The organism is Microbacterium aurantiacum (genome assembly GCF_021654035.1).
Taxonomy (GTDB): Bacteria; Actinomycetota; Actinomycetes; order Actinomycetales; family Microbacteriaceae; genus Microbacterium; species Microbacterium aurantiacum.
This window is the reverse complement of record NZ_JAJPDW010000001.1, coordinates 853,737-867,600: the sequence shown is the minus strand read 5'-3', so window position 1 is coordinate 867,600 and position 13,864 is coordinate 853,737. Positions and strand designations below refer to the sequence as shown.

Genomic DNA, 13,864 nt, shown 5'->3' with positions numbered 1-13,864 from the left:
CGAGCCTACGTGGGGCGTTGGGCTCCTGGAGGTTCAGGCGGCATTCACTGCTGGTTGCGTCCCCGTTGCGGCGAGCCAGGCGCGGTAGCTGCCGTCGATCTCGATGACGTCGTGACCGGCGCGGCGCAGGGCGCTGGCGACGACGCTGTTGCGCACACCGCTCTGGCAGTAGGTGAGGATGACGCCCGAAGCCGGGAGCTCTTCGGTGTGCCAGAGAGCGCGACCGCCGGAGAGCTGCGTGGCACCGGGAATGTGTCCCGCGTTGTACTCGGTGCGGTTGCGCACATCGAGGAGGAGGGCGTGCTCCGTCTGCTCGATGTCCGTGGGGGCGATCGTCTTCGGCTCCGCGAGTCGCAGTCCGTCGAGGGTTGCGGTGAAGCCGTGGACGGCGTCGATCCCCACCCGCAACAGGTGGTCGCGGAACCGCCCGGCCGCATCGGTCGAGTCAGCCAGAACGACGATCGGGCGCGTCTCCGTTTCAGGGTCGTAGACCCAGGCGGCGTAGCTGGCGGCTTTCCCTTGGCCGGGGACGTTGAGCGCGCCAGGCACGGTGCCCTGGTGCACCTGCGAGTGGTGGCGGGTGTCGAGGAGGATGACGCTGTTCTCGTCCAGTGCGGCGGACAGTTCCGAGGCGTCGATCTGCGGCAGGGGTGCGAGCTCGCCCAGCAGAGCGGGCCCGGTGCGGTTCTGCCGCTTCATCCGGGCGAAGTATGCGTGCGCGTCAGGCTGGTCGCCCAGGAGGGCGTCGATGAAGCCCTGCTCGTCGCCGGCGGCCAGGTACGGTGCCCACCAGGCGAAGCGTCGCTCGTATCCGACGGTCGAGGTGGGGACTGCGCCGAGGGCCTTGCCGCATGCCGATCCGGACCCGTGCGCGGGGAGGACCTGCACATAGTCCGGGAGGGTGAGGAAGCGGTCGCGAAGGCTGGCGAACAGATCGCGCGCGCCCTGGAAGCGGGTGTCGATGCCGCCGGCGGCTTCGTCGAGCAGGTCGGGACGGCCGATGTCGCCGACGAAGACGAAGTCGCCGCTGAGGAAGTAGCCCGGATCGGAGGCGGCGGCTCCATCGGTGACGAGGAACGAAAGATGCTCCGGGGTGTGGCCGGGGGTGTGCACCCCCTCGACAGCGAGGTTGCCGAGGGCGATGCGCTCACCGTGCAGCATCCGGATGGCGTCATCGAATCCGGGACCGTACTGCCAGCCGGGCCCACCCTCGGCGGAGACGTACATCGTCGCTCCCGTGCGGGCGGCGAGTTCGCGGGTACCGGAGAGGTAGTCGGCGTGGATGTGAGTCTCGGTGACGGCGGTGATGGTCATACCGTGGTTCGCGGCGAGGTCGAGGTAGACCTGCACGTCGCGGCGGGGGTCGACCACGATCGCTTCACCGGTGCGCTGGCAGCCGATCAGGTAGCTGGCGTGCGCGAGATCGTCGTCATACAAGCGTTCGAGGAGCATGGGTGTCTGCTTTCAGGCTTCCGTCTTGGCGGCGGCGATCTGGCGGCGGACATCATCCATGTCCAGCTCGCGCGAGGGATCAATGGTCGTCATCGTCGATCACCGCCCGAACAGACGCGAGAAGAACCCGCTCTGCGTCGTCTGCGCCGCCTGAACTTCACCGCGTGTGTGGTTGCCGTTGCACCACTGTGACGCGGGCACGGACGCGCGTACGGAGGACACGTGCTGGCCGCAGCCCGCCCAGGTCGTCTTCCCGCAGGTTCGGCACTTCGTGGCTCGACACATCTTCTCTCCCTTTCCATCGATACCCAAGGGGGTATTCTGAACCTGGGCACAACTATACCCCCAGGGGTATTCTGATCGTCAACGCGACGGAGAATTCATTCATGAGCAGTGACGATCAACGCGCCGACCGGCTGTCGAGTACGCAGTCTCGACGGGAGGATGCAGTCTCGATGAAAACTACTAGGTAAATGTCGGAGCCTGTCGCTAGTCTTCGAATATGAATACGAGCCGGTTGATCGAGTTCAGCGAAGAAGACCTCGCCGAACTCGACGAGGTCGCGCAGTATGCGGAGACCATGACACCGGCGCTGGGTGCCATGGAGGTCGGCAACGTCCGCAATCAGGCCCGGGCGGGGGCGATTGCGGAGCGGGTGTCGCGGCGCCAGGCGGCGTCAGTGCGGTCGCAGGAGATGGTCTACCGCTCCGTCGCGGCGGAACTTGCCGGGGTGACGTTCACGACCGACCGGTCGATGCAGGCGCAGATCACCCAGGCGGTGGAGTGGGTGGAATGCTACCCCGCGACTCTCGCGGCGTGGGAAGCGGGGCGGATCACCCGTGGTCATGCCACCGCCGTGCTCCGGTGCGGGACGGCGCTGCCCCGCGATGGGCGGGCGGAGTTCGACGCGGCCGCCGCGGAGCTTTGCGTGGGTCAATCGGTCGGGCGGGTGAAGGATCGCCTCGAACATCTCGCGCAGGAGCTGCACCCCCGCACTTTGGCGGAGCGGCATGCGAAGGCTCGCGAGGAACGGCGGGTGAGTGTCACGCCGTTGCGGGATGGGATGTCCGAACTCGTCGCGACCCTCCCGACCCTGTTGGCGGAGGGGATCAGCGACCGCCTCACCGAGCAGGCGTCGTCGATCATCGACGCCCGCAACACCCCCGCTCCTGGCGAGACGGATCCCGACGCGGATGACGCCGAGGCAGAGCCGGACTGCCGCACACGGGATCAGATCCGCGCGGACATCCTCTGCGACATGCTCCTCACCGGATCCCCCCTCGCCGACCCCACCATCGACGGAGACGGCAACGGGACGCTGGGGATGATCCGCGCGAAAGTACAGGTCGTCGTCCCCGCGTTGGCACTGCTGGGTCGAGATGACGATCCGGCGAACGACACCACCACCGCTGACCTCGTCGGATCCGCACCGATCGACCCCGCGACCGCCCGGGCGTTGGCCGGAGCCGTCGCGACCTGGGAGCGCCTGGTGGTGCACCCGGTGTCGGGGCAGGTTCTGTGCACCGACTCCTACCGGCGCACCGCCTCCATGGCCAGACTGCTGCGGGCACGGGACCGGCATTGCCGGTTCCCCGGATGCCGACGGCCCGCGATCCGCTGCGAACTCGACCACACCCTCGACTACGCCCTCGGCGGCCCTACCGACATCCGGAACCTCTGCCACCTATGTCAACGACACCACTCGATGAAGCAATTCACGTCCTGGGGCGTCCGGCAACTCGGCGGCGGAGTCCTGGAATGGACCTCACCGACCGGGCGGATCTACATCGACCATCCACCGGCACCCTTGGTGAGATTCATGCCGTCCGGAAGTGGGGCACCACCGCCGGACGAGAGTGGCGGCGCACCGCCGCCCGAACCCGCACCCTTCTGACACTCCCCGGCGACCTACTCGCCGCCGGCCTCCTCGCCGTCGATGAGCACGACGAGCACACCACCGCCGCCCGCGGTCCGCTGGCCGGTCACACTCACGGCATCCACACCCTCGGACGGCGTCGCCGGTGCCACGCGCGTCTCCTCGCCGTCGCAGCTCACCTCCGCCGCCTCGCCGCCCACCCACGACGAGTTCTGCCGCACGGTGTACCCGAAGAACACCACCGACGCCGGATCGCCGAAACAGGCGACCGTGAAGCCGTCGACGCGGCTCGGCTCGGCGAGCTCCAACCGCACGACCGGTTCCTCCTCAGGCCCGGACCCACCCGACGAGATGCGCGTCGAGGTCACGCCGAGCGGCGCATCCGCGGCACGCTCCTCCTGGAACGCCGCCGCCTGCGCCTCCGCATTGACCCAGTCGACCTCGGGAGGCGCGCACGCGGCCAGAACTCCGACGCAGAGAGCGGCAATGGTGACGGTTCCGATCACACGACGCATGGTCCGAAGCCTACGGGCCGTGAATCCCCCGCAGGCCCTCCACAGATCCGCCGCATCCACCGCCGACCGGCACATCTGCCGCCTACGCTGGGCGAGGCATCGACGCACAGGAGAGGAGGACGACACCATGGGCCGCACCCCGACGAGCCGCTCGACGAGCGGGGCGAAGAGCCGTTCGTCGAAACGGCGCCGACGCGGCCGTCACCGCGGCCGCCGGATCGCCGGCATCCTCGCCCTCGTCCTCGTCCCGGTGGCCCTCCTCAGCGGATGCCTCTTCCTCGCCGCTGCCGCGATCGACGCCTTCGCCCCGCGCGACGACGACCGCCGCGTCGCCGGCTACGGCGCCGAACAGCTCACGAACGCGTGCACCATCATCGGCGCGGGACGCGACCTCGGCTTCGGCGAGCGCGACCAGACCATCGCCGTCATGACCGCGATGGGTGAATCGTCCCTGCGGAACCTGCCCTACGGCGATTGGGAAACGAACGGCGTCCGCAATCCCGACGGCACACCCACGACCTCCATCGGCCTCTTCCAGCAGCAGGACGGCTGGGGCACCCGCGACCAGCGCCTCGACCCGTACACGGCCGCCACCCTCTTCTACGCGGCCCTCTCCGAGCACGCACCCGACCGCGAAGAGCTCACCCCCACCGCTGTCGCCCATCGCGTCCAGGTCAACGACGACCCGAATCACTACGCGCGCTACTGGGACCGCGCCGTCCAGGTCGTGGCCGCGGTCACCGCTCCCGTCCCCGAGGGGGAAGAGCCCGGCATCCCGAGCTGCCCCGCCTGACCCAGCGTCAGCGACCGGCTCTGTCCCCCGCCGACCGCGGCGGCGCCGCCGCGACGTCGAGACGCTCGAGGCCGCGGAGCGAGGTCCAGATGAGCTCTTCGCCCTTCGCCGCGTGCATCGACGCGCGGACCGCGCGCTCATCCGCCCACGAGTTGAGCACGTGCCCGCTGTGACCACGCACGTGCTCGAGGATCACGTCGGGAAGCCCGGCAGCCCGCCGCGCGTCCCGCGCCTCGATGAGACGCTCGAGGATGTCGCGATTGGCGACCGGCTTCTTCGCGCTCGTCACCCACCCGCGTCGGCGATGCCCGTCCATCCACGACGCGTACGTGTCGATGGCGTACTTCGAGTCGGCCTGCACCACGAGTTCCCGCACATCCGCGTGATCGGTGATCGCGTAGAGGAGCCCGAGCAGCTCGCCGATGTTGTTCGTCCCCTGGGGAATCGAACCCGCTGCCCAATGCCCGTCCTCCCCGACCCATGCCCAACCCGCCGGCCCCGGGTTGCCCTTGCAGGCACCGTCCGTGGCGACGACGTAGCGATCGGAGGAAGCGGACGACGAAGAGGGGGAAGAACTGCTCACCCGACCATTCTCCCCGGCGCGGCCGGCATCGCCGTCCCTGCGAGAATGCCACGGTGCCTCCTCGCGTGAACCCCCGCATCATCGCCGTCGCCGCGCTCGTCGACGGCGTCGCCGTCATCGCCTTCGCCGCCACCGGCCGCGCCAGCCACGGCGAAGCGGTCCTCGCGGGCCTCGCGATCACCGCGTGGCCGTTCCTCGTGGCTCTCGCCGTCGGCTGGCTGGCCGCCCTCGCGTGGCGTCGCCCTCTCGCGCCGATCCGCACCGGCATCCCGATCTGGGTCATCACCGTCGCGCTCGGGATGCTGCTCCGCGCCGCCTCAGGGCAGGGGACGGCCCTTGCGTTCGTCATCGTGGCCACCCTCACCCTCGGCCTGCTGCTCATCGGCTGGCGCGCCCTCGCCACCCTCGTCACCCTCGTCACCCGCCGAGCGCGGACGCGGCACCCGGAATAGACATCACCCACCGGGGCTTGGACCGAGGCATGACCACACTCGGTACCAGCGATCTGTCCGTGTTCCCCCTCGCCCTCGGCGGCAACGTCTTCGGCTGGACGGCCGACCGCGACGCCTCGTTCGCGATCCTCGACGCCTTCGTCGACGGCGGCGGAGACTTCATCGACACCGCCGACTCCTACAGCGCGTGGGTGCCCGGCCACACCGGCGGCGAGAGCGAGCGCCTCATCGGCGAGTGGCGCGCGGCGCGCGGACACCGGAACATCGTCGTGGCCACCAAGGTGAGTCAGCACCCCGACTTCCGAGGCCTCTCGGCGGCCACCGTGCGCGCGGCGGCCGAGGCGTCCCTCCAGCGCCTGGGCACCGACACCATCGACCTCTACTACGCCCACTTCGACGACGCCGACACCCCGCTCGAGGAGACCGTCCAGGCCTTCGGCGCCCTCGTCACCGACGGCCTCGTACGCCACGTGGCGGTGTCGAACTACACCCCCGCCCGCGTCGCGGAGTGGCTCCGGATCGCCGACGACCTGGGCGTCGCGCGTCCCGTCGCGATCCAGCCGCACTACAACCTGATGCACCGGAGCGAGGTTGAAGCCGACCTCGTCCCGCTCGCCGAGCGCGAGAACCTCAGCCTCGTGCCGTACTTCGCCCTCGCCAAGGGCTTCCTCACCGGCAAGTACCGGTCGACGGATGCCGCAGCCCACGACACCCCGCGTGCCGCTGCCGCGGCGGAGTACGCCACCGACGCGGGCCTCGCCGTCATCGACACCCTCGCGCGTATCGGCGACGCCCACGGCGCCTCCATCGCCTCCACGGCCCTCGCCTGGCTGAGGATGCAGCCGGCCGTCGCCGCCCCGATCGCCAGCGCGTCGCGCCTCGACCAGGTCGCGTCGCTCCTCGAAGGCGGACGCCTCGAGCTCACCGCGGAGGAGCTCGCCGAGCTGGATCGCGTCTCCACCGCCGCCGGAGCCTGACCGCCGGGGGGATTCTCGAGCACCGACCCGAAGACCCGCGAACGCTGGTTGACTGAGGAACATGGCCGACGTGGCGATGTTTCCTCTGGGGTCGGTGCTCTTCCCCCATACGCCCGTCGTGCTGCGCGTGTTCGAGCCGAGGTATCTGACGATGGTCGGACGGCTCCTCGACGAGGAGGACCCCCAGTTCGGGATCGTCCTCATCGAGCGCGGACACGAAGCCGGAGGCGGCGACCAGCGCAGCGGCGTCGGCACGATGGCGCGCCTGATGCAGGTGCAGGCCGGCGCCGAGGACATCCAGATCGTCGCCGTCGGCGGCGATCGCGTCCTGGTCGAGGAGTGGCTCGAAGACGACCCGCACCCGGCCGCGCGGGTCAGCGTCCTCCCCCGCCTCACCTGGGACGACGCCCTGATGCCCCTGCTGACCGAAGCCGACCGGATCGTCCGCCGCGTCCTCGGTCGGGCCGCGCAGGTCGGTCCGACGGCGTGGGATGCCGACACCGAGATCTCCGACGATCCGGTCGAGGCGGCGTGGCAGCTCGCCGCGATCGCACCGCTCGGCGAGTTCGACCGCTTCACCCTCCTTCAGTCGACCTCGATGGGTGCTCTCCTACGCGAACTCATCGATCTGTCGCTCGACATGGAGCCGCTGCTTCAGCCGTTCGCCGACTGATCCGCCGCGGCACCGCAGGCCGATCGCCTCGTCCTGCTGACGTCACAGGAACATCCACTCGTCGCCGGATGACCCGCGAGGCGGCTCGGCGAGGATCGGAGCGGGGTTCCAGCGGGCGCGGAGGCGCCGGATCGGCCACGCCGTCACCGCGGCGAGCGCGCCCCGGCGCCCCGCGCGCAGGCGGACGAGGCTCGCCACCGACGGTCCGGTCGGGACGACCTTGGGCAGGTGCGCCGCCCCCACCACCCACTCCGGCAGCCCGAGCACCCGGAGCACGTCCCGCAGGCGCTCGGATTCGAAGGTGCTGTCCGGGTCGTGCTCGTCGTCGAGGATCTCCTCGAGGCGCTCCGCAGCCTCCTCACGACCGAACAGCTTCGCAATCGCGGGCGCCTGCTCGGCACCCACCGGCTCGGAGATCACCTCGCGGTCGGCATCCGGTTCGCGGGAGGGGTCGCTGTCGTAACGGGCGACCTCGTCGGCGCCGGAGAAGGCGACGAGGCCGAGCTGACGGTCGCGCCGCACCCGCGCGGCCAGCGCCCGCGCTCCGGTCGCGGCGGCGAGATCGCGGCTCGTCTCGACGATCCCGCGGTGCCCCGCCGCGACGACGCCGTCGCCGGGGTCCCCCACGATGACGGTCACTCCGCCCTCCGACGGAGCGATCCAGCCGCTGAACCGCATCGCCGCGAGCGCCTCCTCGACCTGCGCCGAGGGTGCGGCATCCGTCATCAGCAGAACGGCGCCGTACGAGAAACCGTCGGGGCCGCCGATCTCGGACTCGGCACCGGCGGGAGGGGGCATGTACATGCGTCGATCCTCCCGCACGGGCGCCCGCGTAGACACCCCCGGTGCGACTGTCAAGCCCCGGCGCCGTGGACACCCAATCCGTAGCGTGGAACACATCACCACCGGCGAACGACGGAAGGAGACCCTCATGGGACTCGGAGACGACATCAAGCACAACGCTGAGAGCGCCAAGGGTTCGGCCAAGGAAGGCCTCGGCAAGGCCACCGGCAACGACGAGATGGTTGCCGAAGGCAAGGCTGACAAGACCAAGGCTGACGCCAAGAAGGTCGGTCAGGACATCAAGGACGCCGTGACCGGCGAGTAATTCTTCACCGAGAGGCCCGGGATGCGCATCGCGTCCCGGGCCTCTCGCGTGTCCGCAGGCGACGGGACCTTCGACCTCCGCCCGCGCACTCCCCCTCGCGTTCACTGGGAGCATGACGTTCGTCCCCGGCGCCCTCTCCACGTTCTCCGCGGTCTCCAGCGACAGCCGGGTGGAGATCCTCCGGCTTCTGCAGGACCATCCCGATCGGCCGATCGCCGACCTCGTCGCGGCCACCGGGAAGCACCCCAACACCGTGCGGGAGCACCTGCAGCGGCTGGTCGCCGCCGGCTACGTCGTCGAACGCACCGAGCACCGGACCCGGCGAGGCCGTCCGCGCGTGCTCTACTCCGCCGCCGCGGATGTCCCCGCGGTGCACCCCGTCACCCGGCGCCGTGCCGACGAGGCCGCTCGGCGCGGTGATCTCCTCCGCCGGCTGTACGCCGTGCCCGCGCCGTCCGGTCTCGGCATCGACGCGGTCCATCAGCTCGACGCGATCGTCGAGGATCTCGCGGATGCCGGCTTCGACCCCGTCGTCGACGAGCGCGACCTCACGCTCGACCTCGGCCCCTGCCCGCGACGGCTTCCGATCGGCACCGCGGAGGATCGCGCCGAGAACGCCGCCGTCTGCCGCGTGCATCTGGGACTCCTGCGGAACCTCCTCGCCCAGGCGGGCGGCCCCCTCACCGTCGCCGACGACGGGATCACCCAGGAGCACGGATGCGGCGACCGGTGCGTCATCCGGCTCCGCACCGACGACGCGGCATCCGCGGTGTCGGCGTTTCAGTCCTCGCCGGGAACCCGCACCCTCTGCGCACCGGTGTAGACGTTCAACGAGGATCCGCGGACGAAGCCCGCGAGCGTGAGTCCGCGCGCCTCGGCGAGCTCGACGGCGAGCGAGGAGGGAGCCGACACCGCCGAGAGGACGGGGATCCCCGCCATCGCCGCCTTCTGGACGAGTTCGAAGCTCGCGCGACCCGAGACCTGCAGCACCGTTCCGGACAGCGGCAGACGATCGGCCAGCACCGCCCAGCCGACGACCTTGTCGACGGCGTTGTGGCGACCGACATCCTCCCGCGCGACGAGCAGCTCACCGCTCGCGCCGTCGAAGAGGGCTGCGGCGTGAAGCCCCCCGGTCTTGGTGAAGACCGCCTGCTCATCGCGCAGCCGATCGGGGAGGGAGAGGAGGAAGGCAGCGTCGACCTCGAGCGGATCGCCCGCGACGTCGTGGGCCGACACCGTCTCGACCGCGTCGATGGAGGCCTTGCCGCACACGCCGCACGAGCTCGTCGTGTAGAACCGGCGCGCGGCGTCAGCGGCGGGCAGCGCCACGCCCGCCGCGAGTGCCACGTCGAGCACGTTGTAGGTGTTCTCGGTCGTACCGGCCGCGCCCGTGCCCGGGCCGCCGCAGTGGATCGCCGAGCGGAACTGCCCGCCTTGGGCGATGACCGCCTCGGAGACGAGGAATCCCGCCGCCAGCTCCACGTCGTGTCCCGGCGTGCGCATCGTCACCGCGAGCGGCTCGCCGCCCACGCGGATCTCGAGCGGCTCCTCCGCTGCGAGGGTGTCCGGGCGGCGCCGCGTGCGGGCGGCATCCGCCTCCAGGGTCACCGTCAGCACGGGTCGCCGCGCCGTGAGCCGTCCCATGTCCGTCGTCCCCCTCAGCCGCCGATGGCGTTCATGCCGCGCAGCGGCTGCAGGAACGACGGATCGTCGATGGCGTGACCGGGGAGCTTCCCTGCGACGCAGGCGCGGAGCACTCCGCCGATCGTGGCGGCGTCGTCCTCGCTCCCGGCGCGCAGCACGGGGAGGAGGTCGTACTCGGACGTGGAGAACAGGCAGTTGCGCAGCTGTCCGTCCGCGGTCAGGCGGAGGCGGTCGCAGTCTCCGCAGAAGGGCGCCGTCACGGACGCGATGATCCCCACGGTGTCTGCGGTGCCGTCGATCGACCAGCGTTCGGCCGGCGCCCCGCCGCGCCCGGGGATCGGGTCGAGCGTCCACCGCGCCGACAGCGCGGCGAGGATCTCCTCGCGCGTCACCATCTGCGCGCGATCCCACGTGTGCCCGGCATCCAGCGGCATCTGTTCGATGAAGCGCATCTGCGCGCCCTGCTCGCGCGCGAAGGCGACCAGCTCGACCAGCTCGTCGTCGTTGACGCCGCGCATCGCGACGGCGTTGAGCTTGAGAGGACGGAGGGGGGATGCCGCGGCGGCGGCGATGCCGCGGAGGACGTCGGGCAGCCGGTCGCGGCGCGTCAGGGCGTGGAAGCGATCGCGACGGATCGTGTCGATGGAGATGTTCAGGCGCGACAGACCCGCAGCGATGAGATCCGGAAGGACCTCGTCGAGGCGGATGCCGTTCGTCGTCATCGCGAGCTCCACGCCGCTCCCGTCCGGGCGGCGGATCGCGGCCAGGCGCCGCACGACCTCGACGATGTCGGGACGGAGGAGCGGTTCGCCGCCGGTGAGACGGAAGGTGGACACTCCCGCGTCAGCGGCCACGCGGGCGACCCGCTCGATCTCGTCGAGAGTGAGGATGCTCGTCTTGGCCAGCCACTCGTTGCCCTGCTCGGGCATGCAGTACGTGCAGCGGAGCGAGCAGCGATCGGTGAGGGAGATCCGGAGGTCGCGGTGCACGCGCCCGAACCGGTCCACGAGCGGCGTGCGCGGATCGCTTTCGTGATCCGCTGCGCCGGATGCCGCGAGCCGCGGCATCCCGATCATCACCGGCGTGGCCATTGTCCGAGCCTAGACGCCGTCGGTGCGCGAGAGCGCGGGCGGCGACGGATATTCACGGCTCGCGCACCGACGGCGGCACCCGATCGGGAGCATCCTGATCTCGACGGAGGGGGGAGATCTCCCTCCCCGCATGGTCTGACCACATGCTACTCTGTGGTCAGACCACTCAGGCCGACCCAGACGATCGGAGAGCGCATCGTGGAATTCCTGGACCCCCTGCTGCTGGCACGCTGGCAGTTCGGTCTCACGACGCTGTACCACTACCTCTTCGTCCCGCTGACGCTCGGCATGGCCCTCGTCGTGGCGATCTTCCAGACCGTCTGGCACCGCACCGGCCAGGTGAAGTACCTGCACCTGACGCGGCTGTTCGGGAAGATCTTCCTCATCAACTTCGCCATGGGCGTCGTGACCGGCATCGTGCAGGAGTTCCAGTTCGGCATGAACTGGTCGGCGTACTCGCGATTCGTCGGCGACGTGTTCGGCGCCCCGCTCGCCTTCGAGGGCCTCATGGCCTTCTTCTTCGAGGCCACCTTCATCGGGCTGTGGATCTTCGGCTGGAACCGGCTCCCCCGCGCCCTCCACCTCTTCTCCGCGTGGATGGTCGTGTTCGGCTCGACCCTGTCGGCGTACTTCATCCTCGCCGCCAACGCCTTCATGCAGAACCCGGTCGGCTACCAGATGGCCGCCGACGGCAGCCGCGCCGAGCTGATCGACTTCTTCGCCGTCCTCACCAACCCGGTCGTCCTCGCCGCCTTCCCGCACACGATCTTCGCCGCGTGGATGTTCGCCGCGACGGTCGTCGTCGCCGTCTCCGCGTGGCACCTCTCGCGCAACCAGCACATCGACACGATGCGCACCTCGCTCCGCTTCGGCCTCTGGGCCGTCGTCGTCTCCTTCGTCGGCGTGGCGATCTCGGGCGACCAGCTCAGCCTGGTCATGGTGGCGACCCAGCCGATGAAGATGGCGGCCGCGGAAGCCATGTGGGACACCGCCTGCGGAGCGGATGCCTCGTTCTCGCTGGTCTCGCTCGGCACACCCGACGGCTCCGAGGAGATCTGGTCGCTGCGCGTGCCGTACCTGCTGTCCCTGCTGTCCACGCACAGCCTCGACGGCTGCGTCGAAGGCCTCAACGACCTCCAGGCCCAGTACACCGAGCAGTTCGGCGCCGGCGTGGACTACATGCCCATTGTCTGGGTCACCTACTGGTCGTTCCGCTGGATGATCGCCCTCGGCGGCGCCGCGGCGCTCATCGCGATCGCCGGCCTGTGGGTCACGCGCAAAAAGGCCACGCGCCCGGTCGCGGGCTGGATGTGGAAGATCGCGATCTGGTCGGCTCCGCTCCCGCTCCTCGGCAGCCTCGTCGGCTGGGTCTTCACCGAGATGGGCCGGCAGCCCTGGATCGTCTTCGGCCTCATGCTGACCGAGGACGGCGTCTCGCCCAGCGTCCCCGGATGGACGGTGCTGATCTCGCTCCTGTCGTTCACCGCGATCTACGCGATCCTCGCGGTGGTGGAGTTCGGCCTCATCGTCAAGGCCGCCCAGAAGGGTCCGGATCCACTGCCGGGCCCCGACGACCCCGACCCGCGCGACCGCGCGGTCGAAGACACCCCGACCACGGTCTACTGAGCACCCGGAGCACATCATGGATCTCGCCTACCTCTGGTTCTGGATCGTCGGCATCTTCTTCATCGGCTACTTCGTCCTGGACGGCTTCGACTTCGGCGTCGGGATGTCGCTCCCCTTCCTCGGGAAGAACGACGTCTCCCGCCGCCAGATCATCAACACCATCGGCCCGGTGTGGGACCTCAACGAGACGTGGGTGATCGTCGCGGGCGCCGTCCTGTTCGCGGCCTTCCCCAACTGGTACGCCACCCTGTTCAGCGGCTTCTATCTGCCGCTCCTGCTGATCCTGCTGGCCCTCATCGTCCGCGGGGTCTCGTTCGAGTACCGCCACCAGCGCGACTCGCTGCAGTGGAAGCGCCGCTTCGACACGATGATCGTCGTGGGCTCCGCCGTGCCGTCGCTGCTGTGGGGCGTGGCCTTCGCGAACATCGTCCAGGGCGTCCCGATCGACGCCGACATGGAGTTCACGGGAACCCTCCTCACCCTCCTGAACCCCTACGGACTGCTCGGTGGCGTCACCACCCTCCTGCTGTTCTTCACGCACGGGCTGTACTTCATCGCACTGAAGACCGACGACCCGGTCCGCGGCGACGCGCGCCGCCTCGCCGGCCGCGCCGGGATGCTGACGATCGTCGTCGCGGCCGCGTTCCTCGTCTGGACGATCTTCATCGCCGCCGGACGCGAGGCGCCGCTTCTGGTCTCCGTCATCGCCGCGGCAGCGGTCGCCGCGGTGTGCCTGATCATGTCGGTGCTCTTCAACGCCCGCGACCGCGAGGGCTGGGCGTTCGGCTTCGGCGCCGCCACGATCGTCACCGCCGTGCTGAGCCTCTTCTTCGCCCTGTTCCCCTACGTCATGCCCTCGTCGACCGACCCGGCGTACAGCCTGACCATCGACAACGCCTCCAGCACCGACTACACGCTGACGATCATGTCGTGGGCGGCGCTGATCTTCCTGCCGATGATCGTGCTCTACCAGGGCTGGACGTACTGGGTGTTCCGCAAGCGGGTCACGCGCGCGACGATCGAGCGCGCCGCCGCGGAGGTGCACTGAGCGCGCAGCGAACGTGGCGCGGACTC

At 70.1% G+C, this 13,864-nt stretch carries 16 protein-coding genes and 1 pseudogene; 10 read left to right on the top strand and 7 right to left on the bottom strand.

The features are described 5' to 3' along the window. Positions 1-33: 33 nt before the first annotated feature. Positions 34-1,452, bottom strand: a complete 1,419-nt coding sequence (locus tag LTL01_RS04180; RefSeq protein ID WP_236967517.1) for an MBL fold metallo-hydrolase — start codon at positions 1,450-1,452, stop codon at positions 34-36. Here LTL01_RS04180 and LTL01_RS04175 point away from each other — a divergent pair. Then, positions 1,414-1,644 carry a hypothetical protein gene (locus LTL01_RS04175; protein WP_236967738.1) on the top strand — a complete coding sequence of 77 codons (231 nt, stop codon included), beginning with the start codon at positions 1,414-1,416 and terminating at the stop codon, positions 1,642-1,644. The genes LTL01_RS04180 and LTL01_RS04175 overlap by 39 nt on opposite strands. A gap of 30 nt (positions 1,645-1,674) precedes the next feature. Here the strand turns inward: LTL01_RS04175 and LTL01_RS14970 are convergent. Next, positions 1,675-1,737, bottom strand: a pseudogene (locus LTL01_RS14970) (DUF8730 family Cys-rich protein); the annotation flags it as partial. 217 nt (positions 1,738-1,954) lie between these two features. Here LTL01_RS14970 and LTL01_RS04165 point away from each other — a divergent pair. Then, on the top strand, positions 1,955-3,346 hold the full coding sequence (locus LTL01_RS04165) for an HNH endonuclease signature motif containing protein (protein WP_236967516.1): 1,392 nt from the start codon (positions 1,955-1,957) through the stop codon (positions 3,344-3,346). A 14-nt stretch (positions 3,347-3,360) separates the two neighbouring features. On the opposite strand, the gene LTL01_RS04160 is transcribed toward LTL01_RS04165, so the two are convergent. Next, complete coding sequence (locus LTL01_RS04160; RefSeq protein ID WP_236967515.1) at positions 3,361-3,843, bottom strand: hypothetical protein; 483 nt, start codon at positions 3,841-3,843, stop codon at positions 3,361-3,363. Positions 3,844-3,970: 127 nt separating this feature from the next. Between LTL01_RS04160 and LTL01_RS04155 the strand changes: the two genes are divergently transcribed. Beyond that, positions 3,971-4,636, top strand: coding sequence for a peptidase M23 (locus LTL01_RS04155; RefSeq protein WP_236967514.1), 666 nt, complete (start codon positions 3,971-3,973; stop codon positions 4,634-4,636). Between the two features lie 7 nt (positions 4,637-4,643). On the opposite strand, the gene LTL01_RS04150 is transcribed toward LTL01_RS04155, so the two are convergent. After that, positions 4,644-5,219, bottom strand: a complete 576-nt coding sequence (locus tag LTL01_RS04150; RefSeq protein WP_053548060.1) for a ribonuclease H family protein — start codon at positions 5,217-5,219, stop codon at positions 4,644-4,646. Between the two features lie 53 nt (positions 5,220-5,272). On the opposite strand from LTL01_RS04150, the gene LTL01_RS04145 reads away from it, so the two are divergent. The 3 genes from LTL01_RS04145 (at position 5,273) to LTL01_RS04135 (ending at position 7,321) form a co-directional block, all read left to right on the top strand. After that, complete coding sequence (locus LTL01_RS04145) at positions 5,273-5,671, top strand: DUF3054 domain-containing protein (RefSeq protein ID WP_236967513.1); 399 nt, start codon at positions 5,273-5,275, stop codon at positions 5,669-5,671. A gap of 29 nt (positions 5,672-5,700) precedes the next feature. Next, positions 5,701-6,648, top strand: a complete 948-nt coding sequence (locus tag LTL01_RS04140) for an aldo/keto reductase (protein ID WP_236967512.1) — start codon at positions 5,701-5,703, stop codon at positions 6,646-6,648. 61 nt (positions 6,649-6,709) lie between these two features. Continuing rightward, the gene (locus tag LTL01_RS04135) at positions 6,710-7,321 is read left to right on the top strand and encodes an LON peptidase substrate-binding domain-containing protein (RefSeq protein ID WP_236967511.1); all 612 of its coding nucleotides are present in this window, start codon (positions 6,710-6,712) and stop codon (positions 7,319-7,321) included. Between the two features lie 42 nt (positions 7,322-7,363). Here the strand turns inward: LTL01_RS04135 and LTL01_RS04130 are convergent, their stop codons facing one another. Beyond that, positions 7,364-8,125 (bottom strand): hypothetical protein, encoded by a 762-nt coding sequence (locus tag LTL01_RS04130; RefSeq protein WP_236967510.1) that lies wholly within the window; start codon positions 8,123-8,125, stop codon positions 7,364-7,366. 85 nt (positions 8,126-8,210) lie between these two features. On the opposite strand from LTL01_RS04130, the gene LTL01_RS04125 reads away from it, so the two are divergent. Both LTL01_RS04125 and LTL01_RS04120 read left to right on the top strand, forming a co-directional pair. After that, positions 8,211-8,429 (top strand): CsbD family protein, encoded by a 219-nt coding sequence (locus tag LTL01_RS04125; protein WP_308195167.1) that lies wholly within the window; start codon positions 8,211-8,213, stop codon positions 8,427-8,429. Between the two features lie 112 nt (positions 8,430-8,541). Beyond that, the gene (locus LTL01_RS04120) at positions 8,542-9,252 is read left to right on the top strand and encodes an ArsR family transcriptional regulator (RefSeq protein ID WP_236967509.1); all 711 of its coding nucleotides are present in this window, start codon (positions 8,542-8,544) and stop codon (positions 9,250-9,252) included. On the opposite strand, the gene fdhD is transcribed toward LTL01_RS04120, so the two are convergent. Together fdhD and moaA are read right to left on the bottom strand one after the other, a co-directional pair. Continuing rightward, on the bottom strand, positions 9,210-10,073 hold the full coding sequence (gene fdhD, locus LTL01_RS04115; RefSeq protein WP_236967508.1) for a formate dehydrogenase accessory sulfurtransferase FdhD: 864 nt from the start codon (positions 10,071-10,073) through the stop codon (positions 9,210-9,212). The genes LTL01_RS04120 and fdhD overlap by 43 nt on opposite strands. Positions 10,074-10,087: 14 nt before the next feature. Continuing rightward, the gene (gene moaA, locus LTL01_RS04110; RefSeq protein WP_236967726.1) at positions 10,088-11,140 is read right to left on the bottom strand and encodes a GTP 3',8-cyclase MoaA; all 1,053 of its coding nucleotides are present in this window, start codon (positions 11,138-11,140) and stop codon (positions 10,088-10,090) included. A gap of 222 nt (positions 11,141-11,362) precedes the next feature. Here moaA and LTL01_RS04105 point away from each other — a divergent pair, with 222 nt between their 5' ends. After that, positions 11,363-12,790 carry a cytochrome ubiquinol oxidase subunit I gene (locus LTL01_RS04105; protein WP_053548068.1) on the top strand — a complete coding sequence of 476 codons (1,428 nt, stop codon included), beginning with the start codon at positions 11,363-11,365 and terminating at the stop codon, positions 12,788-12,790. Positions 12,791-12,806: 16 nt separating this feature from the next. Continuing rightward, the gene (gene cydB, locus LTL01_RS04100; protein ID WP_053548069.1) at positions 12,807-13,838 is read left to right on the top strand and encodes a cytochrome d ubiquinol oxidase subunit II; all 1,032 of its coding nucleotides are present in this window, start codon (positions 12,807-12,809) and stop codon (positions 13,836-13,838) included. The last annotated feature ends 26 nt before the right edge of the window (positions 13,839-13,864 follow it).